This window comes from Enterobacter sp. GER_MD16_1505_Eko_090 (assembly GCF_003331015.1).
Lineage (GTDB): Bacteria > Pseudomonadota > Gammaproteobacteria > Enterobacterales > Enterobacteriaceae > Enterobacter > Enterobacter roggenkampii.
The window spans coordinates 41,094-66,078 of record NZ_PUQF01000004.1; the positions used below are offsets into that span (position 1 = coordinate 41,094).

At 51.0% G+C, this 24,985-nt stretch carries 20 protein-coding genes, 1 tRNA gene and 2 pseudogenes; 12 read left to right on the top strand and 11 right to left on the bottom strand.

What is annotated here, in order from left to right; all coding sequences use genetic code 11:
- Positions 1–54: 54 nt before the first annotated feature.
- Genes C6A40_RS05765 through C6A40_RS05775 form a run of 3 tightly spaced genes read right to left on the bottom strand, consistent with a single transcriptional unit; the run spans position 55 to position 3,487 of the window.
- Positions 55–1,260 (bottom strand): restriction endonuclease subunit S, encoded by a 1,206-nt coding sequence (locus tag C6A40_RS05765; protein ID WP_045334520.1) that lies wholly within the window; start codon positions 1,258–1,260, stop codon positions 55–57.
- The gene (locus C6A40_RS05770) at positions 1,260–2,867 is read right to left on the bottom strand and encodes a type I restriction-modification system subunit M (protein WP_045334518.1); all 1,608 of its coding nucleotides are present in this window, start codon (positions 2,865–2,867) and stop codon (positions 1,260–1,262) included. The genes C6A40_RS05765 and C6A40_RS05770 overlap by 1 nt, the downstream gene beginning before the upstream one ends.
- A gap of 47 nt (positions 2,868–2,914) precedes the next feature.
- Positions 2,915–3,487, bottom strand: coding sequence for a restriction endonuclease subunit S (locus C6A40_RS05775; protein ID WP_045334516.1), 573 nt, complete (start codon positions 3,485–3,487; stop codon positions 2,915–2,917).
- 234 nt (positions 3,488–3,721) lie between these two features.
- Here C6A40_RS05775 and zorA1 point away from each other — a divergent pair, with 234 nt between their 5' ends.
- The 10 genes and pseudogenes from zorA1 (at position 3,722) to C6A40_RS05825 (ending at position 16,354) form a co-directional block, all read left to right on the top strand.
- Positions 3,722–6,277, top strand: a complete 2,556-nt coding sequence (zorA1, locus tag C6A40_RS05780; RefSeq protein WP_045334515.1) for a type I Zorya anti-phage system protein ZorA1 — start codon at positions 3,722–3,724, stop codon at positions 6,275–6,277.
- An 11-nt stretch (positions 6,278–6,288) separates the two neighbouring features.
- Positions 6,289–7,026, top strand: coding sequence for a type I Zorya anti-phage system protein ZorB1 (zorB1, locus tag C6A40_RS05785; protein WP_045334513.1), 738 nt, complete (start codon positions 6,289–6,291; stop codon positions 7,024–7,026).
- Positions 7,023–8,816, top strand: coding sequence for a type I Zorya anti-phage system protein ZorC (zorC, locus tag C6A40_RS05790; RefSeq protein ID WP_058657820.1), 1,794 nt, complete (start codon positions 7,023–7,025; stop codon positions 8,814–8,816). The genes zorB1 and zorC overlap by 4 nt, the downstream gene beginning before the upstream one ends.
- A complete protein-coding gene (gene zorD / locus C6A40_RS05795; RefSeq protein WP_045334509.1) occupies positions 8,816–12,055 on the top strand; it encodes a type I Zorya anti-phage system protein ZorD in 3,240 nt (1,079 codons plus the stop codon). Before zorC ends, zorD begins: the two co-directional genes overlap by 1 nt.
- Positions 12,056–12,530: 475 nt before the next feature.
- Positions 12,531–13,478 carry an ankyrin repeat domain-containing protein gene (locus C6A40_RS05805; protein ID WP_021242330.1) on the top strand — a complete coding sequence of 316 codons (948 nt, stop codon included), beginning with the start codon at positions 12,531–12,533 and terminating at the stop codon, positions 13,476–13,478.
- Between the two features lie 165 nt (positions 13,479–13,643).
- Positions 13,644–14,507 (top strand): GTPase family protein, encoded by an 864-nt coding sequence (locus tag C6A40_RS05810; RefSeq protein ID WP_021242329.1) that lies wholly within the window; start codon positions 13,644–13,646, stop codon positions 14,505–14,507.
- 114 nt (positions 14,508–14,621) lie between these two features.
- Positions 14,622–14,713 (top strand): annotated as a pseudogene (locus tag C6A40_RS25525) (DUF932 domain-containing protein); the annotation flags it as partial.
- Between the two features lie 209 nt (positions 14,714–14,922).
- Positions 14,923–15,060, top strand: a pseudogene (locus C6A40_RS25595) (transcriptional regulator); the annotation flags it as partial.
- An 18-nt stretch (positions 15,061–15,078) separates the two neighbouring features.
- Positions 15,079–15,405 carry a TA system toxin CbtA family protein gene (locus C6A40_RS05820; RefSeq protein WP_045334606.1) on the top strand — a complete coding sequence of 109 codons (327 nt, stop codon included), beginning with the start codon at positions 15,079–15,081 and terminating at the stop codon, positions 15,403–15,405.
- 115 nt (positions 15,406–15,520) lie between these two features.
- Positions 15,521–16,354, top strand: a complete 834-nt coding sequence (locus tag C6A40_RS05825) for a DUF4942 domain-containing protein (RefSeq protein ID WP_021242327.1) — start codon at positions 15,521–15,523, stop codon at positions 16,352–16,354.
- Between the two features lie 103 nt (positions 16,355–16,457).
- Here the strand turns inward: C6A40_RS05825 and C6A40_RS05830 are convergent.
- Positions 16,458–16,533 (bottom strand) — tRNA-Ile (locus C6A40_RS05830).
- 124 nt (positions 16,534–16,657) lie between these two features.
- Here C6A40_RS05830 and mug point away from each other — a divergent pair.
- Positions 16,658–17,164 carry a G/U mismatch-specific DNA glycosylase gene (gene mug / locus C6A40_RS05835; protein ID WP_008503183.1) on the top strand — a complete coding sequence of 169 codons (507 nt, stop codon included), beginning with the start codon at positions 16,658–16,660 and terminating at the stop codon, positions 17,162–17,164.
- Between the two features lie 90 nt (positions 17,165–17,254).
- Here the strand turns inward: mug and rpoD are convergent, their stop codons facing one another.
- The 3 genes from rpoD to rpsU all read right to left on the bottom strand — a co-directional run bounded on the left by rpoD (position 17,255) and on the right by rpsU (position 21,332).
- On the bottom strand, positions 17,255–19,102 hold the full coding sequence (gene rpoD, locus C6A40_RS05840; protein WP_008503184.1) for an RNA polymerase sigma factor RpoD: 1,848 nt from the start codon (positions 19,100–19,102) through the stop codon (positions 17,255–17,257).
- Positions 19,103–19,256: 154 nt separating this feature from the next.
- Positions 19,257–21,002, bottom strand: coding sequence for a DNA primase (gene dnaG / locus C6A40_RS05850; RefSeq protein ID WP_023294585.1), 1,746 nt, complete (start codon positions 21,000–21,002; stop codon positions 19,257–19,259).
- Positions 21,003–21,116: 114 nt separating this feature from the next.
- The gene (gene rpsU, locus C6A40_RS05855) at positions 21,117–21,332 is read right to left on the bottom strand and encodes a 30S ribosomal protein S21 (protein WP_001144069.1); all 216 of its coding nucleotides are present in this window, start codon (positions 21,330–21,332) and stop codon (positions 21,117–21,119) included.
- 236 nt (positions 21,333–21,568) lie between these two features.
- On the opposite strand from rpsU, the gene tsaD reads away from it, so the two are divergent.
- Positions 21,569–22,582 carry a tRNA (adenosine(37)-N6)-threonylcarbamoyltransferase complex transferase subunit TsaD gene (gene tsaD / locus C6A40_RS05860; protein ID WP_045334506.1) on the top strand — a complete coding sequence of 338 codons (1,014 nt, stop codon included), beginning with the start codon at positions 21,569–21,571 and terminating at the stop codon, positions 22,580–22,582.
- Between the two features lie 87 nt (positions 22,583–22,669).
- On the opposite strand, the gene ureG is transcribed toward tsaD, so the two are convergent.
- The 4 genes from ureG to ureE are packed head-to-tail and all read right to left on the bottom strand — an operon-like array spanning position 22,670 to position 24,984.
- Positions 22,670–23,287, bottom strand: coding sequence for an urease accessory protein UreG (gene ureG / locus C6A40_RS05865; protein ID WP_008503187.1), 618 nt, complete (start codon positions 23,285–23,287; stop codon positions 22,670–22,672).
- Positions 23,288–23,296: 9 nt separating this feature from the next.
- Complete coding sequence (locus C6A40_RS05870) at positions 23,297–23,971, bottom strand: urease accessory protein UreF (protein WP_045334503.1); 675 nt, start codon at positions 23,969–23,971, stop codon at positions 23,297–23,299.
- Positions 23,971–24,510, bottom strand: a complete 540-nt coding sequence (locus C6A40_RS05875; protein ID WP_039025535.1) for a HupE/UreJ family protein — start codon at positions 24,508–24,510, stop codon at positions 23,971–23,973. The genes C6A40_RS05870 and C6A40_RS05875 overlap by 1 nt, the downstream gene beginning before the upstream one ends.
- 9 nt (positions 24,511–24,519) lie before the next feature.
- Complete coding sequence (ureE, locus tag C6A40_RS05880; RefSeq protein WP_023344943.1) at positions 24,520–24,984, bottom strand: urease accessory protein UreE; 465 nt, start codon at positions 24,982–24,984, stop codon at positions 24,520–24,522.
- Position 24,985 lies beyond the last annotated feature (1 nt).

The window sequence follows — 24,985 nt, forward strand, 5'->3', positions numbered from 1 at the left end:
GTGTAGTGCCTTTTGTTATTGTGCAGGCCCGGAGTAAGCCGGGCCGAATGATTTTTATACAAACATTTGTTGGAGCAGGCCTTGCTTCCAGATTTTTAACTTGTCCAGTTCTGCTTTTTTTGCGGTGATTTTATCGTCGAGAGCAGAGAGGAAGTTGGCGATTTTGATTTGTTCCCCTGTCGAGGGAGTCGGAACTTTCAGCTTTCTAATTATTTCTGCTGATAGATTCCCTTGTCCCCCTTGAATATAGGTAGATACAATTTGCTCTTTGCTACTTTTCAAAAAATAATAAAGGAAGCTTGTGTTTAATGTAGAACGGATGCAAAGAATCGCTTGGTTAATTGCTCCATGTATTTTAGAAATACCAACTTCACCACTTGTTGCGCCATACAAAGCATATAGAATATCACCTTTGTTAACTAATTTAGCAGAAGATGAATTTAAACCTTCTTCAGAAATAAAAAGCTCAGTTGAATCTGAGTTTATTTCGGCGGATCGTATAAATGGAATAACTCCATTATAATAATTTCTATTTGTTGACGCCGGCGTTCCTCCAGAAAAAAAACTCCCTATGTTTTCTAAAGTTACCTCTCCCCATTCAGGAAAATCCTTTCCTCCACCTTCCTTAAACCGAAATTTCTGACTAAAAATCTGCTGCATTATTCCTTTTTTGTACTGACATAGTTGCTCATATTGCTTGGTCAGTAGCGCGATTTTTTCGTCAACAGAGGACAAAAAATCGGCGATTTTGGTTTGTTCTATTTTATTGGTTGCATAAAATCCAAAATTTTTAATTGTGCTTAAATTAAGTCCAGACTTAGCTCCGGAATCATTCTGCTGATTTAATATATTATTATATTTTTTCGTCGACAAAAGATTTGCGATGAACTTGGAAGAAACTATAGATAAATTAGGTCTAACTAAAGCAGTATGTTGATTAATATACGCAGTTCCCAAATCATCTGGAACCCATCCCAGTTTACCCAGTTCCGCGGTAATAGAAATCAAAATATCATGATGCTGTAAGGCTGTGCGTTTACCTTCATTCGAATTTTCAGGCAAACGAACAAATTTTAAATCTGACAAGTTTAATGTAATTCCATCTCTTACGAGATTTGTCATGCGAATAAATTTATCTCCGCCGTCAGCATAGTACTGTGCCCAATCACGAGAACCGCTGGTAATAAATGATGATATTTTACCGAGCGAGGTTTCACTCCATGGCTCATTGAACCCCGCAAATCTTAGCTTCGGCACCATCACTTCCCCCCCTCCGTCAGAGTAAACGGTGCATCAATCCTCAGCTCCTTACAGAACCCAGCAATGGTCTTATCAATCTCCGCCACTTTCCCTTCCAGATCGCGAATCTCCTGCGCCACGGCGTTGAGGTCAATCTCTTCTTCCGCTTCAAAAGTATCGACATAGCGCGGGATGTTGAGGTTGTAATCGTTGTTACGGATTTCTTCCAGCGTCGCGATATGGCTGTACTTCTCAGCTGCTTTCCAGTCGTTGTAGGTATCGGCGATATTATCGATATGTTCCGGCAACAGGCGGTTCTGGGTTTTCACCTTTTCAAAGTCATTGCTAGCATCGATAAACAGAATGCTGTCGTTGTGCTTGCGGCACTTGCGCAATACCAGTACGCAGGTCGGAATGCTGGTGCCGTAGAAAATATTGGCAGGCAGGCCAATCACCGCATCAATGCAGTTCAGCTTCTCAATCATAAACTGACGAATATGGCCTTCGGCGGCTCCTCGGAACAGCACGCCGTGCGGCAGAACCACCGCCATGGTGCCGTCATCTTCCAGGTGATGGAACATATGCTGTAAAAACGCCATGTCTGCTTTGCTCGATGGCGCCAGTTTGCCGTACTGGGCAAAACGGTCATCGTTCATAAACAGCGGGCTGGCGCTCCACTTGGCGGAGAACGGTGGGTTGGCAACGATGGCATCAAACTTCAGATGTGTGTGCTGCGGGTGCTCCAGCGTATCTTCCTGGATGATCTCAAAATCCGCATAATGAACCCCGTGCAGGATCATGTTCATACGCGCCAGGTTATAGGTAGTACGGTTCATCTCCTGACCGTAGATTTTCCCCACCGACGAGGCTTCACGTTTCACGCGCAGTAACAAAGAGCCAGAGCCACAGGTCGGGTCATAGACGTTTTTCAGCTTCAATTTGTGGGTGGTGACGATTTTAGCCAGCAAAGTGGAAACCGGCTGCGGGGTATAGAACTCACCCGCTTTCTTACCCGCGCCTGAGGCGAACTGGCCGATCAGGTACTCGTAGGCATCCCCCAGAATGTCGGAACTCGCTTCGCTCAGGTTAAAGCTCAGTTTATCGAGTTCTGTGACGACTTTGCCGATCAGCTCATTTTTCGCTTTCGCCGTGTTGCCGAGCTTGCTTGAGCCTAAATCGAGGTCCTCAAACAGGTTGCTGAAATCATCCGCGGAGTCGGTGCCCAGCGTGCTCTGTTCAATGCTGCGTAGGGTAGTAGCAAGGTCTTCCAGAATAAACCCAGTACCTGTACCTTTTGGATCTTTGGCCACGCGTTCCGCCATGGTGTGGAACAGATCGGTAGGCGGCAGGAAGTAGCCCAGCGTCTGAATGCTGTCCTCTTTTACGGCATCAACGATGTCCTGATACGCCGGATGCTCTGCGGTCAGTTCGTTATACTGAATGCCGTCTTCCGCGAGGATCTTGTTAGCGTACGCGACAAATTTTTCTGAGAGATATTTGTAGAAAATAAAGCCGAGACAGTAGTCCTGGAATTCGCCAGCATTCATCTTACCGCGCAGGGTATCGGCAATATTCCACAGGCGGCCTTGCAGTTCACTTAAATTTTGCGCTTCAATCTGGGGAGACATAGTTGTTCCTGTTGTTTTTCTTCGTCACAAAGGGGTGACGTAATAAGTCAAATCATACCACTGAGCAGGCTCAGGATCTGTTGTTCACTCAGGGCGGCAATTTGCTGCTGATAAAAGCGTTTTTCTCGCGCCGCCAGATAGAGCCCCCCCATCGCTTTTTGCTGTGCGAGTGGCGGGAAGGTAACGGTAAAATTTTTCAGTTCGTTAACCGCGATACGCTGTACGACGGTGGAACCCTGGGTGGCCTGAATTCGCTGGCGTCGCCCCTCTGGGCTTTCATTGAAATGCCAGAGAAACCACGTTGCATTAATCTGGCTGTCATCAACATCCACTTTGACGTAGTTATTACCTAAGATACGCCCGGCATTTTCGGCACTCACACGAACAGCCTTGCCGTGGATCAGACTGATGACAACATCTCCTTTTTGCGTAATCACAACATCCTGATGCGTTTTCACCCACTGCTCTTTCTCTGCTGACGCAAGACCTGACTGCCAGTCATCTAGCAAAAACTGCTCGGTTGCATAGAAACGAAAGGCGGACCCATCTGTGTTTTGCTGGATACGGCTAATGTGCGAGCCTGCCGTAAAGTGGGCGATATCTTTGTAGCTTCGCGTCATCCTGCAATCCGAATAAATTTAAATTACATTGTCGTGGTGTTGCCAATCATAAACCTGATGAATTATTTACATCAAGGAATTTAAATTTATTACTCATGCGGTCGATCAATGTTTTTGTGGCTCAGATAACGTTTTATAGCGCCAAAGCTCAGATTTTTCCTATACTGAGCGGGCGGTTTTTCTTTGCTGGTGATTCCCCCTGCAAATGTCTTTTTCTTCACTCAAGGTGTGTAGATGTTTTCGCTGACCTCGTTCCTCGACACGTTAACCTCTGTTAATCCAGAAAATGTGCCGAAATATGTTGCTCTTGTTGTTGCGGTGCTGCTGGTGTGCTTCATTGCCCGCTATGCCATTCCTTCTTTTGTGATTTCAGCCCGCTTTAAACAGAAAGCGAGGGCGATTCAACTGATTGCCAAAGATAAACCGGCCCAGCAACTGGAAAAACTGGATGCATTATTTTCCGGGAAGTTTTTTGCACATCCCTGGAGCGAGTTTAAAGAGTCGCTGCATCGTCAGTTTGAGTTAGATGAAGACAGCGGGCAGAAACGGATCCATAGCATTCGTTCTACCGCCCCAGCTTCCGCCTGGTTCTCTGAACCTTTACTGGTGGAAATTCCACTCTATACGGAAGCCTTTAAGCATTTGCCTGGTATCCTGACTGGGATTGGGATAATCGGGACCTTCTCAGGCCTAATGATCGGTTTGCACCACTTTGACCCCAGCACGCCAGAACAAGTGAGCGCCAGCGTAGCTAACCTTTTGCGTGATGTCCTTTACGCGTTTTTAGGTTCCGCCTTTGCCATTGCTTTCTCCATCCTGGTCACCATGTTTGAAAAATGGCGGCTGGCGAGATGCTATAAAAATCTTGAGTCGTTGACAGCCAGCATCGACCAGCTTTTTGAAGGTGGCGTCGGCGAAGATTACCTTTCGCAGCTCCTCTCCAGTACCAAAGAAAACACCACTCATGCCAAACAACTGAAAGATGGTTTGGTCAGTGATTTAAGAGAGATGCTACAGAACCTGGTGGACAGTCAGGTGCGAGAAAATCAGAAACTGGCAGAGACGTTGTCTTCCACCTATCGGGAATCAGGCCAGCAGATTGCGGAGCAGGTTAGCGGCGCTATTGAAACCAGTCTGAAAAGCCCGTTGGACAAAATTGCGGGCGTGGTGCAAACCGCCTCCGGCGATCAGAGCCATCGAGTGCAGTCGATGCTTGAGAACGTCCTTACTGCTTTTATGAACAAAATGGATAACACGTTTGGTCAGCAGTTCACCACGATGCAGGAGATGATGGGCCGTTCCGTGGAAGCGATCCAGAGCATGCAAAGCGGTTTCTCTACCCTGCTGCAGGATATGCGTCAGGCTGGGGATGATTCACGTCAGGGCAGCGCCCAACTGATCTCTCAGTTACTCAGCGAAATGAAAAGCGGCCAGCAAGAGATGCAGGCAGGTATGAATGACATGCTACGAAGCCTGCAGGAATCTGTAGCCCGCATTGGCGCAGAAGGTGAAGGCGCTGGCGAACGCATGGCCCAACAGCTGGAAAAAATCTTTGCCGACAGTGAAGCGCGTGAAAAAGCGATGGCGGAACAGATGCGTGCCTTTATTGAAGCCATTCAGTCCAGTGTTCAACAGGGACAAAATGAAACTATGGAGAAAATGGCGGCCTCTGTGGATACGCTTGGCAGCCATATGGCAACCTTGTTCGCACAACTGGAAAATGGTCAGCAACAACTTAATCAGCAGCAAAATCAGGCACAAAATCTGTTGATGAGCAATATGAGCAAAGGTGTTGAAGATCTGACTCAAAACCTGGCAGGTGTATTTAGTCAGCTTGAGTCCGGACAAAAACAGATGAGCCAGACCCAGGAACAAGGTCAGCGTGCTCTGTATGAAGAGACCCAACAACTATTAGCCCGTAGTGAAGCTCGCGAACAGGCGGCCGCCGAGCAACAGCAAGATTTTATGGCTGCTCTGCAACATACTATGCACTCCGGCCAGGATGCCCTACGTGAGAAAATGACCAGCGGTATCGATCAATTAGGTAGCCAATTGGGCACCCTGTTTGGGCAACTGGAAGAAGGTCAGAAATCCCTTAGCCAGCAACAGCAATCGGCTCAGAATGCTCTGCAACAGGAAGCTCAGCGAATCATTGGCCAGCTTGAGAGTCAGGTTCAGGCGTTAATGCAGATGCTGCGTGAGCAGCAATCCGCATCAGGTGATTTACTGCAACGGATGGCGCAAAACACGACGCGTCACCTGGAAGAAATTCAGACTGGTGCCGATAAAATGCGGGTGGCTGCCGATCGCTTTGAAACAGCGGGGAATCGTGTCGCCGAAGCTAATCATCTGACTGCAGAAGTTCTGAATGGCACTCAGCAGGCAGGTAGAACTCTTTCCAGTGCCAGCTCTGAGCTGGGCGCATTGATCGCTGACTACCGCAATACCCGCGAGGTGGTGGCGAATGCCATTAGCGCACTGGAAACACTCATCAATAGCAGCCATGACGAGCAAACATCCCGCAGCCGGTTTGTGGAAGATCTGAAGTCGTATTCCGAACGTCTGCAGCAATACAACCGTGAAGCCCAAGAGTTTCTCCACAACGTCGCTGAGGTGATGGGCACCAGCTTTGAGTCCTTCACCACCGGGGTAGAAAGCGGTCTGAACCGTTCGCTCCAGGAGATGGATACACAACTGACAAAAGCGGCTGGCGCCTTAAGTTCTTCTGTTGAAATCATCGGTGAAAGCGTGGATACGCTGGAAACTGTGCTCCGTAGTCGTCGCGCGTAAGGAACAGGCTGATGTTTAACCGGGCATTCAATAGCAGGCAGCGTCGTAGTGATGAAGCGGAAAAACCATTCTGGATTTCCTATGCCGACCTGATGACCGCCATGATGGTGCTATTTTTAGTCGTCATGGTGGCATCGCTTAGCTCCGTCACGCAGAGGATCCAGCAGGCTGAAGCAGGGGAAAAGTCCCGAGGGCATGATATCGCCCGTCTGTGTGAACGACTTGAGCTGCAGGCAAAGAATCTGAATAAAACGATACATGTCGATTGCCACGATAACCGTATTAGTTTTGGCGAAGCAGGGCGTTTTGAACATAACCGCTTTTCGCTCACCTCAGAAGGGCAGCAGGCTTTGCAGGATGTGGTGCCGTTGGTCCTGGATGCGGCAAATAGCGACGAAGGTAAGAAATGGTTTAAACAGATCGTTATTGAAGGGTTTACTGACACGGATGGTTCGTATCTCTACAACCTGCATCTCTCTCTTCAGCGCTCGGAATGGGTGATGTGCAGTCTGCTGGATAGCAGAAGTGCGCTGCAGCAAAGAATTACTGCAGATCAGCAAATCCAGATTCGAAAATTATTTTTGGCGGGTGGCGTGTCGTTCAACAACGCGAAAGAGAGTAAAGAAGCCAGCCGTCGTGTCGAGTTGCGTATGCAGTTCTTTGGCCTGAAAGATAAAAAACAGGACGAGAGTATGGATGTCGTCCCCGGTATTAGTCAGGAAACCTGCCAACTGGGTGCAGTGCAATGACGTCCGCAATAGAGAAGCTAAAATCACGCCTTCTTCCTTACCGGGAAAAGAGTGTAGATCCGGTTGTGGGTCACTCGTTTATCTATCTACAACGCACCATCGACCAACTTGAAAGAAAGGTAGATGCTCGCGCAGTACAGATGGTGCCCCCTACGGAGAAACGCAGGCAGGCAATTTCCCGATTGCGTTCGGGAGACACGCCACAGCCATCTGAGTGGAAGATGATCTTTTTTGGCCTCAATGACGTGGCAGAGGGAGACCTGTTTGATACCGCACTCATTGATGATGCGGTAAACTTTGCCAAAATATCGGCTGAAATTCAGAGCAAAATTGCACAACAACGATTAACGCGTAGGGAGTGGTTGGCGCTGTGTACCAGCTACTTTGGACATGTCAGCGATACTCCCGAAGAAAATCCGCAGTGGCTTCAGTTACGCAAGCAGATTGCTGCTGGGTTTAAACTGTTAAAAGAGAGTTCGCCTCGCCCGTTGTCATGGATGACGGTAATCGACACTTATGGCGATATTTTTACCGACAATGCGGGTTTTCTTCTTGGGCAACAGCTCGGCCGTGGGGAAATAACCGATATATCCGTGCTGGAAAAAGTGGCACAGATCCCCCAGACCAGTTGGCTATGGCGCAAAATTGTTAACCATCTGGTGAGCGAGATTTTTCGTCAGACTGACGATGAGTTTGAACAAAAAATTAATGAACTGATCGCGTTGAGCCGTCAGCTTTCTCGTTTTAAAGATAATATCCTGGCAGCTGCACTTACCCGTTATTACCAGTCAATATTTAAACACCGGACTCACCTTGAACTTAAGCTGTTAGCCCTGGAGTATTGGGGAAACCCTCAGTTAACTAGCCGCAATAAAGGCTGGCAGGTTCATGTCGATAACGCGGTGCTGCTTATGGTACAGGGGTGGTTCGCTAAAGATGACCTGAAACTGTTCTTTGAGTTGCTTAAAGGTAACCGGGATGTCGATCAGGCACGTCTGTTCTACTGGCTACGATATGCTAATCAGATGAGTTATACGCGAATTGTATTGGGTGAAGATGCTCAGCGTTCGAAAGATACCGATTATGTTGAGTTTCGGGCAAAAAATGCGGGTCGGTTAAGCCGTCTACAAGGCCCCGGTTCTCGCGACAACAATGCCATGATCATGAGGATTGGGAATTATCTTTTTGTCGAGTTTTCGAAAGTAGGAGCCATGTACTCTTATCATATCGATAATGCACCATTTAATCCGGAAACTGGTATTCTCGACATTGATTATGATCTTAAAGATAAGCGTAATAACCGGCGTAAAGTGCGTCTGCGTTTACCGCATTTATCTCCAGTAACGCACTATTCGCTTAACCGTATTGAAGGGTGGATGAGCCGCTATGATGAAGAACTTCGTAGACTAGGCATTAGCTACGTTGCGGAAGATTCCAATCAGCCATCAGCTACTATCGATATCTCCCGTTTTAATGCAGCTCAAAGCGGAGGCAGGTCTTTATCTTCTCCGGCTAAATCAGAAGCCAATGAATCAAGGTCAAACAGAGAAGAACAGATTAAAATTATTGCAGCTTCTTTAAAAGCTAAAAAAGTAGACCAAAATTTTACGACTCGAGAACAGCAAATCAGGGAAGTGATTCGGTCTGTCGATTGTAAAGTGATGGATAAACGTGGTATGGGGGGAGCAATTCATATCCAGTTCAACGAACCAGATCATGAGGCTGCCAAAAAATTGTTAAGCCTCGGATTTAAACCTGTGCTGGGTAAATTTACTTACTGGAGCAAATAGTGTTCAAAAAATTGTTAGGTAAATTTATTAATGATAATAAAGCAGTTACTGCTTCACTTGTGCCGCTTTATGCAATTAAGGCGGAGGGCTTCGTTTTCCCCTTTAGTCTTGCCGACACTCAGGATAACTGGCTTATCACTTCATGCCTGGAACAACTCCATGAAGAGGATTATGTATCACACTGGTCGGATTGCTGGTTTATCAGTTGGGATGACTTCTATCGTATTCTGAATAATGAAGATTATGCCAGCAGTCTGGCAATTTTCAGCTTCCCTCAACAGCGTAATCTGACCGCCCATCTTGCTGCGACAGGGAGCATCAGTGATGACACTTTTCGCGTTTTCATTGATAAATGGACCCTGCCTGACGATTATCGTCCCGTAGAGATCACTAGCCAGGGGGCAAGTTTTTCCTCCCCGGAAGGCACATTTGTGCTTAGCGAAGAGAACTGGCAGCTTCTGGACTCACTGCAACAACTCAGATTACAACAGCGACAGACACCGGGTGAGACGGTCAACCAAACCGGGTGGGCAAAAATACGTCGACAGGCAAAAAAGGCAGGAGCAAAACTGGATGATTACCTGGCTAAAACGATAGTTATCAGGCCCGAGTCACTGCAGTTAAAGTTGCGGAAATCACTCGTGGCGGATACCCGGGTTCTGGAAATTGAGCCGGTTTTTGACGAACAGCCTGCAAAGTGGCTGCAGAGTTTCGATCGCACGCAACAGGTACAAGATCGGTATCGCGTTTTGGGTGATGACGGTGAATTAAGCCACGTCATTCTTTCACCTGAAGTCAAAGATGTGCTTACCTCTGTACATGCCATCACCGGCCGTCGAGTCGCTGGCGATGATGCGCTCTCGTTTGTTCGCAATCCGTATACCTGGATTGGCGAAGACGCCAGCCAGGTACTTGATCCCGATGTATATGAGCAGAATCTACAGGATGCAGGGATCTATTTTTATGATTTCCGTCTGGAGCCTCGGGTTGAAGAAAACATGCAGGTTGAGTCTGTTTCGCTGATCCTGATCCCCAGGACTGAACAGCCTGTGCCAGATGAAACATACGTGTTTAACCGACCAATTGAATTGGCAGCGTTGATTACTGAGCTGGAACAAAAGTTAGCGGCGCATCTTCCTGCTGGTGTCTGGCAGGGCTATGACCTCGAGCTGTCCAGATTCACTCAGGATGAATTGCAAGAGTATCAGGCATTGCTGGAAGGCTGGCAGCAACAGGCTGCGGGATTGAATTTTTCTCACGTACTCGATCTCAACAAGTACAGCGACAGAGTTATAGGGATAGGAGAGTTCGAGAAAATCAGTTCACCGTATCTGGTCAAAAGTGAAAGTGAAAATTGGCTTCCAGACAACCTCGTTAAGGAGATGTATGAAGCCATGTTCTCGGGCTGGGACCTGGATAATCATCAGCATTTTCATGAGTTAGATACGCGTCTGGAAGAAGCAAAAGCCTCTGATGCTCCTGAAGTCGCTATGCCCTGGAACGATAACCTTCTACCACGAGAAGTAGCAGAGGTTTTCCACGAAAAGTGGAAAAAGAAAATCGATGCTGAAACAAGTATTACCGCGAATACTGAGCCGGTGAGTCGCGCTGTCCTGCTGATCGAACAGAATATTGAGCAGGCACTGTATGTCAAACAGCGGCGAACCTCCTTGCTAGAAGCACACTTGGCTGAAGCCGAGCTTCCAATGATTCTTAAGGACTCTATTCAGCTACGTGAGCATCAATGTAAAGGCGTTGCCTGGCTCCAGCAGTTGTACCTTAAATCCCCAACAGAGACGACGGGATGCCTGCTGGCAGACGATATGGGGCTGGGGAAAACGTTACAGATTTTAACCTTCCTCATCTGGCATCGTGAGCGTTTCCCGGATGCTCCGCCCTCTCTGATTGTTGCCCCGGTGTCGCTACTCGACAACTGGGAGCGTGAGGTCGGTAATTTTTTCCTGCGCGAGCAGGTTTCGATTTTAAAGCTTTACGGCAATGAACTCAGAGAGAAAAAGTGCGCTAAGGAGAGCATTCCTTTCGAACTAAAGAGTAAGGGGATTAAAAACCTGCTGCAAAATGACTGGGTTGGAGAGGCTCAGATAGTACTGACCACATACGAAACATTACGCGATCAGGAATTTTCATTGGCTCGCCAACCTTGGTCCATCATGGTTTGCGATGAGGCACAGAAAATTAAAAATCCAGCAGCCCTTATTACCCAGTCAGCTAAGGCAATCCAGGCACAATTCAAAGTTGCCTGTACTGGAACCCCTGTTGAAAATACGCTTGTCGATCTATGGTGCTTGTTTGACTTTGTTCAACCAGGTCTCCTGGGAGCTCTGAATAATTTCGGCAAAGATTTCCTGCGGCCGATCGAGCAGCAGAGTGATGATAAAGTACTTGAATCATTAAGAAAATTGATTGAACCGCAGACTTTGCGTCGAACAAAGGAAGAGGTGGCGAAAGATCTTCCTGAAAAAATTGAAGATAAGTCCTGTAAGCACCTTAGTATGTTGCCGTTGCAGCGGGACCTCTATACTCACTCGGTAGTGAGTTGGCAGAACCAACAGGAAATCAGCGAAGGTCTGGCTCAACGTGGGGCAGGTATGCTTGGACTACTCCACCGCCTGAAACTGATTTGTGCATGGCCTTATTCCGTGAGTGCTGATTTACGCTTACGTAACGATGCCCCGAAAGTGAAATGGCTTTTGGATACATTAAATAATATTCGCCAGTCATCAGATGATAAGGTCATTATCTTTACTGAACTGCGAGATATTCAACGCGAATTGCAGCATCTGGTCTCGCAGCATTTTGGATTCAAGCCTTTTATCATTAATGGTGATACCAGCACGAAATCCGGAAGTGACCAAAACCGTCAGAGTTTGATCGATAACTTTCAGTCATCGCCGGGTTTTAACGTTATCATCCTATCGACGATAGCCGTTGGGTTTGGCGTCAATGTACAAAAAGCAAATCATGTCATCCATTTTACTCGCTGTTGGAACCCTGCCAAAGAAGATCAGGCAACTGACCGGGCTTACCGCATAGGGCAGCAAAAAGATGTCTACGTTTACTATCCAACTGTGCGTGATAGTCAGTTAATGACTTTCGAAGAGACCCTGGATGAATTACTGAACCGGCGCAGAGCTCTGGCAAGAGATATGCTCAAAGCTTCAACCGATCTCACTGCTGCTGATTTTGAAGCGGTACTTACCCGAGCTAATACAAATTAATTGCAAATAAGGTTGATCTCAATGATGAGAAACTACGGGATTGTAATTGCTACTTTACTATTCAGCTTCAGTGCAACTGCGACGACTTTTCGCACTGATAGCTTCGGCACGACTCGCGATGATAAAGGTAATAGCTGGCGGACAGATAGTTTTGGAACTAGCCGCAGCAGTAATGGAAGCTTATCACGTACTGACTCCTTTGGAACAACGAGGGTAACTAACGCGAACGGCGAGAATACAACCTACCGTACCGATTCATTTGGTACCACTCGTGGAAGCGATGGGACGGTATCACGCACTGATAGCTTTGGTACTACGCGAATAACGGATGCTCAAGGAAGTACTACGACATGCCGGACGGATTCGTTTGGCACGACCAGGTGTAATTAGGTTGCTGAATCATTCTGGTCATGATGGCAACAAGCGGTAATTCAGATGAGCGGGAGTTTTCCATGTTAACTGTACGAGTGATTGTATGACACAAGCCAATGATGTTCTGTCCAAACAGATCCGTGAATTAGCATACAAGGGCCACTGGGAGCCTCTGTTAAACCTACTGGAAAGATATCCCTCTCTCATTAATTCTGCCTCGGAAAAAGGCTATACACCTTTGCATCAGGCGGCGTGGCATGGTGCTAAACGTCCGGTTATTGGCAAACTTCTCAGGATGGGGGCTGACAAAACTATCGCAACGTATAACAAACTGCAGACCCCCTTAGATATTGCTCTCGAAAAAAAACCGTCCCGAAAAGATCTTCTTTATTTGCTGCACCCTCAACCCAGAACACTCTCACAGCTGATGCGAAAAATGATTGAGGATCAGCTTATTCATTTTCAAACTTATGATGAAAATATGGTGCTTTATGAGCGACTACTTTTCTTATTCAATGAGTATGATGTATTTGAGCTGGGACATAATGATACAAATCGATTCTTGTCTGCATTTTCTGCGCTGACAGGTATTCAGTTAGATGAGGTTATTGCTGATAATAATCAAGAAGTACAAAGGTCTGGGCTGGATTTAAGATTTTGGTTCAATCAATTTATGCCTGTCCTTCAAAAACTTTCTGTACAAAAAAACACTATCCCACTGGAGAAAAGTTGGATCACTGTTGCTGACTTAATGTTTCCTGATTTGGATGGCTGGGGTTATCGGGGGGATCCTTCACTGTGGCGTGAAATGCGTCAGTCTTTATCGCGAGTTCCCGTTCCAGACAATCGAATTGAGCTCGAAACGATTTTACTCAACTCAGCTCAGTCTATAATGAATGCGACCTTTTCAACCGAGCATGGGGTTTTTGTAAAACGCTTTAGCCACGGTGGAATGAGTAGTGGCTGGATATCGTTTGAATTCTGGACCACAAATGCAATTCCGGGCATTTTACAACGTGCTGAATGGCTTAGAGAGTCATGGCGATATTAGTTTTACGCCAAAAATTTTAGGTTAATTACTATTCTAAATCGCGTGCAAATCTGTGTCGGCAACTTATAAAAATTTTCAGACATATATCATTCTCCTGAACATAGCTAATTAACGGCGGAATCTCATGGTTCTGCCTTTTTTGTTTTGCTTTTCAGGGGAGTTGAGATGAAAAATGTTGAAAGTATGCAGCCGCTGCAGAATTCGCTTTCCGACCTGCCGCAATGGGTGTCTGAACGTATATCGCAGCAGATAAATCAGTTAATCCACTATGAACCGGTGATCGGCATTATGGGTAACACCGGAGCGGGAAAGAGTAGCCTTTGCAATGCCCTGTTTGCTGGAGAGGTATCGCCGGTCAGCGATGTGGAGGCCTGTACCCGTGAACCACTGCGCTTTCGCCTGCAGGTTGGCGACCGCTATATGACGCTGGTGGACCTGCCCGGCCCTGGGGAGAGTAGCGTTCGCGATACCGAGTATCCTGCGCTGTACCACGAACAACTTTCCCGGCTCGACCTGGTACTGTGGTTGATTAAGGTAGATGACTGGGCGCTGGCGGTAGATGAGCATTTTTATCATCAGGTGATTGGGGAGGCATTCCGGCATAAGGTGCTGTTTGTTATCAGCCAGTCGGACAAGACTGAACCCACCAGCGGTAGTGGTCAATTGTCCACGGCGCAGAAGCAGAATATCAGCCGCAAAATCTGCCTGCTGCACGAGCTGTTTCAACCTGTACATCCGGTGTGTGCGGTGTCGGTCCGTCTGCAGTGGTGGTTACGGGTGATGGCCGAGCGGATGATAAAGTGTCTGCCACGTAAGGCCAGTAGCCCGGTGGTGGCGCAACTGCAGTCTCCCTTTCACACAACGACAGTCCAGGAAAAAGCACGTGACGATTTTGGTGAAACGGTCGGCGCGGTACTGGACACGGTAAGTGCTTTCCCACTGATACCGGCTCCGGTACGGGCCGTAATACAGGCCGTCCGTAACACCGTGGTGTCCGTTGCCCGGGCTGTCTGGAATTTCTTCTTCTGAACGTTTAACGCCTGCCTGTTCATTCCCGAGCCCTGTCGCTAGTGCGGCAGGGCTTTCTTTATTTGTTTTACCCATATTGAGGAGTCTGCTCATGACCCGTCTGGCTTCGTGCTTTCCCGCGCCGTGCGTGGTATCGACGGAAATGTGAAGCTCAACCGGGCTCTCTGGGTTTGGCGGAAGCTATGCTGAGTGGATTTCAGCCCTGATAGTTTTACCGCCATGTTAACAAAGGACACTCCCTGTCCGTTTCCCTCCCCATTGGATTAAGTGTTTTTTCACCGTATTTCACGGTGTGCCGCGTCGGGGCTGCTTCCGGAGGCAGATAAAAAATAGTTCATTCCACGTCCATACCCTGTCCGCCCCCCTATTTAGAATCATTTCATATTCAGTCAGTTAACTATTTCGAAGATTTAAGATGACACAGGCAGAGCGCCGTCATGACCGGCTGGCTGTCAGGCTGTCACTGATAATCAGCCGCCTGGTTGCCGGTGAAACGCTTAACATGGCGCGGCTGGCTGCAGTGTTTGGTGTGTCAGTCCGTACCCTGCGACGGGATTTTCGCGAACGGCTGATGTATCTGGACCTGGAGTATCGACGGGGGCAATACCGCCTGCGCAGTACCGGTGGGGGCGTCCAGGTGCGGCAACAACTGTTAACGTGTCTACTGGAACGCCATTACGGCCTCACACTCAACGATACGCCATTTCATGATGACGCATCCACACAGGAATATATCGAAGCGGGAATAACGCTTGCTGATGCAGTGAATTTCTTGGTGGAACGCTATGAGCTGGTGCGCACTGATCGCAAAGGATTTACCTGGCAGGAGCAGACACCGCTCCTGACAGCTACAGATATTCTCAGAGCCAGACGCGCTACCGGGCTGATGAATACATAAATCCTTCGAGCCTCATTCCTGATTTTTACCTCTGCACTTTCCTCTCTTTCTATTCATTGCATAATGCGTCTGCCATTACCTGGTGGGCGCGTTTGCTTTTTACGGACAAACTATCATGCAAACAGAAGCTGAAGTATTAACAGATCATAGCGAGCTAATTTGCTCGACCAGCATTGAACGCATAGTGACAGGCCGTGATACAGCATTAAAACAGATCGAGCAACTTATCCAGCAGCTTGACAGCATTTCCCGGCTAACCTCAGAAATCGGCGGTGGTACAGCGCAAGATTGGGCAATGAAAGTTGGGCACCGTTACGACAGTTGGATGACTGAAAATACTGATAAAGCACTGCCTGCTATCACCCGTAATATCGACCGTAGTATCTGGCGAGACTTGATGTTGAAGTCTGGCATGATGGCATTGATGGATGCTCAGGCTCGTGACCAGTGGCATAAGAACCTGGAGAAGGGGGATCTGCCTGCCATCAGTGAGGCGAATATCCTCAGTACTTTTGAGCAACTACATCGGAACAAAATGGATGTATTTGAGCGTGGCATTATCAATGTCTTCAAAGGCCTGTCATGGGATTACAAAACCAATAGTCCTTGTAGCTTCGGTAAGAAAATCATCGTCAACAATCTGGTGACGCATAACCGCTGGGGATTTAATTTGAACTGGGGTTGGCGACGGGATCACCTAGCGGACCTGGAACGAATGTTATTTCTGCTGGATGGTAAACCGATACCCGACAACCGTGGCGATGTCACTACCCGGTTGATGGATCATATTCGGGACAATCCTTCAAAGGATGTGTACGAAGATGATTTTTTCAGTGTTCGTTACTTCCAGAAGGGAACTGCGCACATCACTTTTAAACGGCCCGACCTGACAGAAAAGATGAATGATATTGTGGCGAAGCACTATCCGGGGATGTTGTCAGAGAGATGAAGACGGTGGGGTGGCTAATTCCTTACCTGACCCATTACCTGACCCAAATTGCATCCAAAGAAAAAAGAGTCAGATGATTTCTCATCTAACTCCTTGTTTTATTTGGTGGCCCCTGCTGGACTTGAACCAGCGACCAAGCGATTATGAGTCGCCTGCTCTAACCACTGAGCTAAGGGGCCGTGGCGGTGAATTATAAAGTAACTCCCCGCAGCAATCCAGCCATTCACACCTGCCTGCTGTTTTTATAAACAACGCATTATCAATCCTTTATACTTCCATAACGATGTATCAGCGGGAGTAAAGATGATCAACGACATTCTGGCCCCTGGCCTGCGGGTGGTGTTCTGCGGAATCAACCCGGGCAAGTCCTCGGCGCACACCGGTTTTCACTTTGCCCATCCGGGCAATCGCTTCTGGAAGGTGATCTACCAGGCCGGGTTTACCGACAGGTTACTCAAGCCCGAAGAGGAGCAGCATCTGCTGGACACGCGCTGCGGAATTACCATGCTGGTCGAGCGGCCGACGGTGCAGGCAAGCGAGGTCAACCTGCATGAGCTGCGCAGCGGCGGGCGGGAGCTGGTGAAGAAGATTGAAGACTACCAGCCGGCCGCACTGGCGATCCTCGGCAAGCAGGCCTACGAGCAGGCATTCAGCCAGCGCGGGGCTAAGTGGGGTAAGCAGAGCATCATGATTGGCGTTACGCAGGTGTGGGTGTTGCCGAACCCGAGCGGGCTCAACAGGGCGACGCTGGATAAGCTGGTGGAGGCCTACAGGGAACTTGATGAGGCGCTGATGGTGCGGGGGCTTTAGCTCCTTTGCGGTCTGATGCCCTCACCCACAGGTCGAGGGAATAAACAAAAAAAAGCTCCCGATTGGGAGCTTTTTCACTGTCAGAACAGATTAGTCGTCCAGGAAGCTACGCAGCACTTCAGAGCGGCTTGGGTGACGCAGCTTACGCAGCGCCTTCGCTTCGATCTGACGGATACGTTCGCGGGTAACGTCGAACTGTTTACCCACTTCTTCCAGCGTGTGGTCGGTGTTCATATCGATACCGAAACGCATACGCAGCACTTTCGCTTCACGGGCGGTCAGGCCAGCCAGAACATCGTGCGTTGCGGCACGCAGGCTCTCGGTGGTGGCAGAGTCAAGCGGCAGCTCGAGGGTGGTATCCTCGATGAAATCACCCAGATGCGAATCTTCATCATCACCAATTGGTGTTTCCATGGAGATTGGCTCTTTGGCGATCTTCAGCACTTTACGGATCTTGTCTTCCGGCATCAGCATGCGCTCGGCCAGCTCTTCCGGCGTCGGCTCGCGACCCATCTCCTGCAGCATCTGGCGGGAAATACGGTTGAGCTTGTTGATGGTCTCAATCATATGCACCGGAATACGGATGGTGCGCGCCTGATCCGCGATAGAGCGGGTGATAGCCTGACGGATCCACCAGGTTGCGTAGGTGGAGAACTTGTAACCACGACGGTATTCAAACTTATCTACCGCTTTCATCAGACCGATGTTGCCTTCCTGAATCAGATCCAGGAACTGCAGACCGCGGTTGGTGTATTTCTTGGCGATAGAGATAACCAGACGCAGGTTCGCTTCAACCATCTCTTTCTTCGCACGGCGGGCTTTCGCTTCACCGATGGACATGCGACGGTTGATGTCTTTAACCTGCTCGATGGTCAGGCCAGTCTCTTCTTCAATCTGCTGCAGCTTCTGCAGGCCGCGATACACGTCTTCTTTCACGTCGTGCAGTTTTTCAGACCACGGCTTGTTCATCGCAATAGCCGCGTTGAACCAGGTTTCGCTGGTTTCGTTGCCGGTGAAGAGTGTGATGAAGTTCTTCTTCGGCATTTTGCACTGCTCAACGCACAGCTTCATGATGATGCGTTCCTGGGTACGTACGCGATCCATCATCACGCGCATGCTGTTCACTAGGTAGTCGAACTGTTTTGGCACCAGGCGGAACTGTTTGAACACTTCAGACAGTTTCAGGATCTCTTCCTGAGCGGCTGCGTGGCTGCGGCCTTTCGCTTTGATGGTGTCACGCGTCACTTCGTACTGAGTACGCAGCTCGGCAAACTTCTCGCGCGCCAGTTCCGGGTCGATGCTGTTGTCATCATCGGCGCTGTCGTCGTCGCTCTCTTCCTCATCTTCGTCTTCGTCATCATCCATCTCTTCCTGAGACAGTTCAGAACCGACGTGAGTGGCGGTAGGTGCCATATCTTCTTCAGCGTTCGGGTCGACAAAACCGGTGATCAGGTCAGACAGGCGCGCTTCTTCCGCTTCAACGCGATCGTACTGCTCCAGCAGATAGGTGATCGCTTCCGGGTACTCGGCAACAGAGCACTGAACCTGGTTGATCCCATCTTCGATGCGTTTTGCGATGTCAATTTCGCCTTCGCGGGTCAACAGTTCAACGGTACCCATTTCGCGCATGTACATGCGGACCGGGTCAGTGGTACGCCCGATTTCAGATTCCACGCTGGACAGTACCTGTGCAGCAGCTTCTTCCGCATCTTCGTCAGTGTTGTTGGAGGTTTCAGCCAGCAACAGATCATCGGCATCCGGTGCTTCTTCCATCACCTGAATGCCCATGTCATTGATCATTTGGATGATGTCTTCGATTTGATCTGAATCGACGATATCTTCCGGCAGATGGTCATTGACCTCGGCATAGGTCAGATAGCCTTGCTCCTTACCACGTTGGACAAGAAGTTTCAGCTGTGACTGCGGGTTTTGCTCCATAAGACGGTATCCACACTTAATTCGTTTGATTGGTGTCGGCGATGGGGCTGCCAACCTTTAAAGCGAGGGCGTACTTATATTTTTGCCGCTGCCTCTCAGTGCGGCTGCCGGGGGCTTCCCGATCGATATTCGGCACTTAAGCCGTTAAATTTATTTATTTCTTCGCCAGTTCCTGGTTAATCATCCAGAGCTCCCGGCGTTCTTCGCTGCTCAAACCGTGTGTGCGCTCGCGAGCTATCAACTCTTCCTGGCGCAGCTCAAGCATCGAATCAAACATATGGTTGAGTGAGTCGGTGAACGTTTTTTCTGCAATGTCCTTATCTGCTATATCGTCCCACATCGACAATTTTTCAAGGGTAGCGGCCTCTTTTGTGCCGCGATAATGCTCTAAAAGTTGTCCGGTGGTCAGACCTGGCTGAGACAAACAGGTGTTGACCAGTTCTGAAAATAAGCCAAGCCCGGGCAATTTTTCGTGGTTCAAACCCGCCAGCGACGGCACCTGTGGCGCCAGCTCGGGGTTTTGTACCAGTAACCCTATCAGTATACGCATGGTTGTGCGTTTTAGCTGAGGCGCGGGGCGAACCGCACCGTTTTCAGCCTGTTTAGGCATTAAACGTTCAAGCTGGCTGTCATCCAGAATGCCGAGCTTGTTGCCTAGCTCCTGACGCAGGTAGATGCGCAGCGTTTCGCCGGGCACCTGACTGATTAACGGCAGCGCCAGCGTGCTGAGCTGCGCGCGCCCGTCAGGGGTACTCAAATCAACCTGCGGCATCAGGCTGTTAAACAAAAACGTGGAGAGCGGCTGAGCCTGCTCCATCCGCGCTTCAAATGCCGCTTTGCCCTCTTTACGCACCAGCGTATCCGGGTCTTCACCGTCGGGCAGGAACATAAAGCGCAACTGACGCCCGTCGGTCATATAGGGTAGCGCGGTTTCCAGCGCGCGCCAGGCGGCGTCGCGTCCGGCGCGGTCTCCGTCGTAACAACAAATCACGTTGTTGGTCACGCGGAACAGCAGCTGGATGTGATCCGCCGTCGTGGACGTTCCTAACGACGCAACCGCGTAGTTAATGTCGTACTGCGCCAGCGCAACGACGTCCATATAGCCTTCGACGACCAGAAGACGCGGAGGTTCCGCGTTATCCTGCTGCGCCTCATAAAGGCCGTAAAGCTGGCGGCCCTTATGGAAAATATCGGTTTCCGGCGAGTTGAGGTACTTCGGCAGGGCATCACCCAGCACGCGACCACCAAAACCAATTACCCGGCCTCGCTTGTCGCGGATTGGGAACATTACCCGTTCGCGGAAGCGGTCGTAGCTTCGTCCCTGGTCGTTGGTGACCAGCATGCCTGCATCGATGAGAGACTTACGATCTTCGCTATTGCCGCCAAAACGCTTTAACACGTTGTCCCAGCCGGGCGGGGCGTAGCCAATAGCGAAACGCGCAATGACATCGTCGCTCAGTCCGCGCTTGTTCAGATACTGACGCGCAGGTTCAGCCGCAGAGTGCTTAAGAGACTGTTGGTAAAACGAATTCAGGCCATCCATCAGTTGATACAGCGTTTGCCGTTGATGGCGCTCGATCTGACTTGGCCCACTGCCAGCTTCATATGGCACTTCAAGGTTATGCATTGCCGCCAGCTCTTCGACGGTTTCAACGAACTCGAGCTTGTCGTAGTTCATTAAAAAATCGACGGCATTACCGTGAGCACCACAGCCGAAGCAATGGTAAAACTGCTTTTCACCGTTTACGGTGAAGGAGGGGGTTTTTTCGTTATGGAACGGACAGCACGCATGGTAATTCTTGCCCTGCTTCTTCAGCTTTACCCGCGCGTCGATGAGATCGACGATGTCGGTTCTGGCGAGCAGGTCATTGATGAAAACGCGTGGGATTCTTCCGGCCATATGCCCCAAAATTTAAGCGACTTATAAACGAAAACAAGCCGCGCATTCCTTCCGGAAGCACGGCCTTACGACTACTACTCTGTCTGTCAATTGAGGGCTGAGGCCCTCAACCAATTAGTACAGACGAGTACGGCGTGCGTTTTCGCGAGCCAGTTTCTTCGCGTGACGTTTCACAGCGGAAGCTTTAGCGCGCTTACGTTCGGTCGTTGGTTTTTCATAAAACTCACGACGACGAACTTCAGCCAGAACACCTGCTTTCTCGCATGAACGTTTGAAGCGACGCAGTGCTACGTCGAACGGCTCGTTTTCACGTACTTTAATTACCGGCATGTAACTCTCACCTTTAATAAATTCGGTTTGCCGCTGGCATCAACGCCAGCTTATTTCAAAATGGTGCGGAATTTTACTGCAAATGCTGCTGCTTTGTAAAGCACCGATGCGATTTTGAAAGGGACTTTAATAAGGGTGAGGAGTATACACGAGCCTTCTTCCTGGGGCGAACAAAGTTTTACATCAACCCGCCCAGGCTCTACACTGCGCGGTATTGAAACGAGGTAAAACAAGTCATGCGTGTACTGGGTATTGAAACATCCTGCGATGAAACCGGCATCGCCATTTACGACGACGAAAAAGGGCTTCTGGCCAACCAACTGTATAGTCAGGTGAAATTGCACGCTGACTACGGCGGCGTCGTGCCTGAACTGGCCTCTCGTGACCACGTGCGTAAAACGGTTCCCCTGATTCAGGCGGCGCTGAAAGAGGCCGGGTTGAGTTCAACCGATATTGATGCCGTGGCCTATACCGCGGGGCCGGGTCTGGTCGGCGCGCTGCTGGTTGGCGCGACGGTTGGCCGTTCGCTGGCCTTCGCGTGGGATGTGCCGGCCATCCCGGTTCACCATATGGAAGGGCACCTTCTGGCGCCGATGCTGGAAGAGAATCCGCCTGAATTTCCGTTTGTGGCGCTGCTGGTCTCCGGCGGCCATACGCAGCTGATTAGCGTCACGGGCATTGGCAAGTACGAGCTGCTGGGCGAGTCAATCGACGACGCTGCCGGTGAAGCGTTCGACAAAACCGCCAAGCTGCTGGGACTCGATTACCCAGGCGGCCCGATGCTGTCCAAAATGGCGGCGCAGGGAACGGAAGGGCGCTTTGTCTTCCCGCGTCCGATGACCGACCGTCCGGGGCTGGACTTCAGCTTCTCCGGGCTGAAAACCTTCGCGGCCAACACGATCCGCAATAACGACGACAGCGAGCAGACCCGCGCCGATATCGCCCGCGCGTTTGAAGATGCGGTGGTGGATACGCTGATGATCAAGTGCAAGCGCGCGCTGGATCAGACCGGCTTCAAGCGTCTGGTGATGGCGGGCGGCGTCAGCGCCAACCGCACGCTGCGCGCGAAGCTCGCCGAGATGATGCAAAAGCGTCGTGGGGAAGTGTTCTACGCCCGTCCCGAATTCTGTACCGATAACGGGGCGATGATTGCCTACGCCGGTATGGTGCGCCTGAACGCTGGCGCAACGTCTGAACTGAGCGTGTCCGTGCGTCCGCGCTGGCCGCTGGCGGAACTGCCTGAGGCGTGAGTTTTTTTGCCCGGTGGCGCTGCGCTTACCGGGCCTACAAAACCGTAGGCCGGGTCAGGCGAAGCCGCCACCCGGCAATAACCTGTACTACACCCGCAGCATCCCTTTCTCTTCCAGAAACGCAATGATCGTTCCCAGACCGTCTCCCGCTTTCAGGTTGGTAAAGGTCCACGGACGCTCGCCGCGCATGCGGTTGGTGTCGCGCTCCATCACCTCCAGCGACGCCCCCACGTACGGCGCGAGATCGGTTTTGTTGATCACCAGAAAATCGGACTTGGTGATCCCCGGCCCACCTTTGCGCGGAATTTTTTCCCCTTCGGCAACGTCGATCACGTAAATAGTCAGATCCGCCAGCTCCGGGCTGAAGGTCGCGCTCAGGTTGTCCCCGCCGCTTTCCACGAAGATCAGATCCAGATTGCCAAACTTCTCGCTGAGCGCTTCCACCGCTGCCAGGTTCATCGAGGCGTCCTCGCGGATCGCGGTATGCGGGCAGCCGCCGGTCTCCACGCCCACGATGCGCTCCGGCGCCAGCGCGCCCGCCTCGGTCAGGATGCGCTGATCCTCTTTGGTGTAGATATCGTTGGTCACCACCGCCAGGTGATACGTATCGCGCATTGCCTTGCAGAGCGCTTCCAGCAGCGCGGTTTTGCCCGACCCTACCGGGCCACCCACGCCCACGCGCAGGGGATGTTTGTAATCAGCCATGTTGACTCCTCAGGAACGGAATAGTCGTGAATATTGGGTTTCGTGGCGCGCGGAGGCGATGGCGGACAGCGGCGTAGCTGCTCCCAGCGCGTCGTCGCGACGTAAAAATGCCTGTTCAAGCCCGGCGGCAAAATGGTCGCTCAGCTCGATAATCAGCTGCTGCGCGGCCTGCTGCCCAAACGGCACCAGCTTGACGCCTGCCATGACCGCGCTCTCAATCCAGCTGTAACCGAGACTCAGCGCCAGCTCGCGCACGTCAATGCCCCAGCGCACGCCGAGCCACGCCATGCCGCAGAGCTGGCTTTGCCTGCACAGCGCCAGCCATTCTGTCGGGCAGTCCGGCTCCCAGCTTTTGATGAGACGCGTAAAGGCCGTTCCGCGGTTGCGTTCTTCTTCGCGCAGCTCGCGCGTTTCCCGACAGGCGAGCAGGTATGCCGTCCAGCGTTTGGCCGTCGCCAGGTCGTGCCGATTGCAGGCCTGGCAGAGACGGTGAAACAGCGGCAGATCGACGCAGAAAAAACTCTGCTCCATCTGCTGGATCTGCCAGCGTTTAAAGGCGTCGGCGTCCGTGACCCAGCCCGCCTCCACGGCCCACTCCAGCCCCTGCGACCAGGTAAACGACCCGACCGGCAGGCTGCTGCTGGAGAGCTGCATCAGGCGCAGCCACTGGCGGGCGTGCTCCATCAGCTCATCAGCGCCAGCAGGGCGGAGACGATCAGCCCGCCGCCGAAGGTTTTACGCAGCCCGTCGTGACGGCGCAGCAGCAAGCCTGCGGCGAAACTGGCGCACAGCACCGTCGCGCTGGCGAACATAAACCCGCTGGTGAACAGCCAGAAGCTATGGCCGGACATCTCCACGCCGTGCGCCCAGCCGTGGAACATCGCCAGGGCAGGCACCGCCAGCAGAAGACGGTTTTCAGTCTTAAACATCATCACGCCGCTGACCGCCAGCGAGGCGATAATCAGCATCTCCATGCCGCTAAAGCCGCCGAGCAGGCTGCCCGCAACGGCGCCGACAAGCATCATCCCGAGGGTGGCAAACGGCAGCAGGAGCTTGCGGCCGCTCAGTGCCGAGAGCACGCCTGCACCGGTGAGCATCAGGAGATGATCGAGCCCGGTCAGCGGATGGAAAAAACCGGCCTGAAAGCTGTCGGCACCGTGGCCGGGATGCGCGAGCGCGGGAACGGAAAAGGCCAGCAGTAACAGGGGGAGTAACTTGCGCATGATGGATCCTTAATGTGAATGGGCGTGAGCGTGGCTATGGCTGTGGGCATCGCTGGCATACGCGCCCGCTTCTGGTTCAAACGGCAGGCTGGCGTAGGTCACCTCCAGCCCAAACTGGCGCAGCATGTCGTCGAGAACGTGATCGTGGTGATAGCGCAGCTCGCCGGGCATCACCTGCAGCGGCACGTGGCGGTTGCCCAGGTGGTAGCAGGCGCGGGCCAGCAGGAACGGGTCGGCGCAGCGCACCACGGAGACGGACTCAGCCGCTGCGATCACTTCGATCACCTCACTGCCGTCGTCGGTGGTCAGCAGGTCGCCCCCGCGCAGCAGCAGGCCGCGCGGCAGCATCAGCCCGGCTTCGCGCCCGTCGTTCAGCGCTACGCGGGCGCGGCTTTTCACCCGTACGTCAATCGGCAGCGTGACGCTGGCGGTAATCGGGTGTGCGTGGTCCAGACGTTGGGTCAGATAAATCATC

What these genes read in the sequence shown, in the direction of transcription:
- C6A40_RS05765 (WP_045334520.1), bottom strand. Translation starts at nt 1,260, where the DNA reads ATGGTGCCGAAGCTAAGATTTGCGGGGTTCAATGAGCCATGGAGTGAA.
- C6A40_RS05770 (WP_045334518.1), bottom strand. Translation starts at nt 2,867, where the DNA reads ATGTCTCCCCAGATTGAAGCGCAAAATTTAAGTGAACTGCAAGGCCGC.
- C6A40_RS05775 (WP_045334516.1), bottom strand. Translation starts at nt 3,487, where the DNA reads ATGACGCGAAGCTACAAAGATATCGCCCACTTTACGGCAGGCTCGCAC.
- zorA1 (WP_045334515.1), top strand. Translation starts at nt 3,722, where the DNA reads ATGTTTTCGCTGACCTCGTTCCTCGACACGTTAACCTCTGTTAATCCA.
- zorB1 (WP_045334513.1), top strand. Translation starts at nt 6,289, where the DNA reads ATGTTTAACCGGGCATTCAATAGCAGGCAGCGTCGTAGTGATGAAGCG.
- zorC (WP_058657820.1), top strand. Translation starts at nt 7,023, where the DNA reads ATGACGTCCGCAATAGAGAAGCTAAAATCACGCCTTCTTCCTTACCGG.
- C6A40_RS05805 (WP_021242330.1), top strand. Translation starts at nt 12,531, where the DNA reads ATGACACAAGCCAATGATGTTCTGTCCAAACAGATCCGTGAATTAGCA.
- C6A40_RS05810 (WP_021242329.1), top strand. Translation starts at nt 13,644, where the DNA reads ATGAAAAATGTTGAAAGTATGCAGCCGCTGCAGAATTCGCTTTCCGAC.
- C6A40_RS05820 (WP_045334606.1), top strand. Translation starts at nt 15,079, where the DNA reads ATGTATCTGGACCTGGAGTATCGACGGGGGCAATACCGCCTGCGCAGT.
- C6A40_RS05825 (WP_021242327.1), top strand. Translation starts at nt 15,521, where the DNA reads ATGCAAACAGAAGCTGAAGTATTAACAGATCATAGCGAGCTAATTTGC.
- mug (WP_008503183.1), top strand. Translation starts at nt 16,658, where the DNA reads ATGATCAACGACATTCTGGCCCCTGGCCTGCGGGTGGTGTTCTGCGGA.
- rpoD (WP_008503184.1), bottom strand. Translation starts at nt 19,102, where the DNA reads ATGGAGCAAAACCCGCAGTCACAGCTGAAACTTCTTGTCCAACGTGGT.
- dnaG (WP_023294585.1), bottom strand. Translation starts at nt 21,002, where the DNA reads ATGGCCGGAAGAATCCCACGCGTTTTCATCAATGACCTGCTCGCCAGA.
- rpsU (WP_001144069.1), bottom strand. Translation starts at nt 21,332, where the DNA reads ATGCCGGTAATTAAAGTACGTGAAAACGAGCCGTTCGACGTAGCACTG.
- tsaD (WP_045334506.1), top strand. Translation starts at nt 21,569, where the DNA reads ATGCGTGTACTGGGTATTGAAACATCCTGCGATGAAACCGGCATCGCC.
- ureG (WP_008503187.1), bottom strand. Translation starts at nt 23,287, where the DNA reads ATGGCTGATTACAAACATCCCCTGCGCGTGGGCGTGGGTGGCCCGGTA.
- C6A40_RS05870 (WP_045334503.1), bottom strand. Translation starts at nt 23,971, where the DNA reads ATGGAGCACGCCCGCCAGTGGCTGCGCCTGATGCAGCTCTCCAGCAGC.
- C6A40_RS05875 (WP_039025535.1), bottom strand. Translation starts at nt 24,510, where the DNA reads ATGCGCAAGTTACTCCCCCTGTTACTGCTGGCCTTTTCCGTTCCCGCG.
- ureE (WP_023344943.1), bottom strand. Translation starts at nt 24,984, where the DNA reads ATGATTTATCTGACCCAACGTCTGGACCACGCACACCCGATTACCGCC.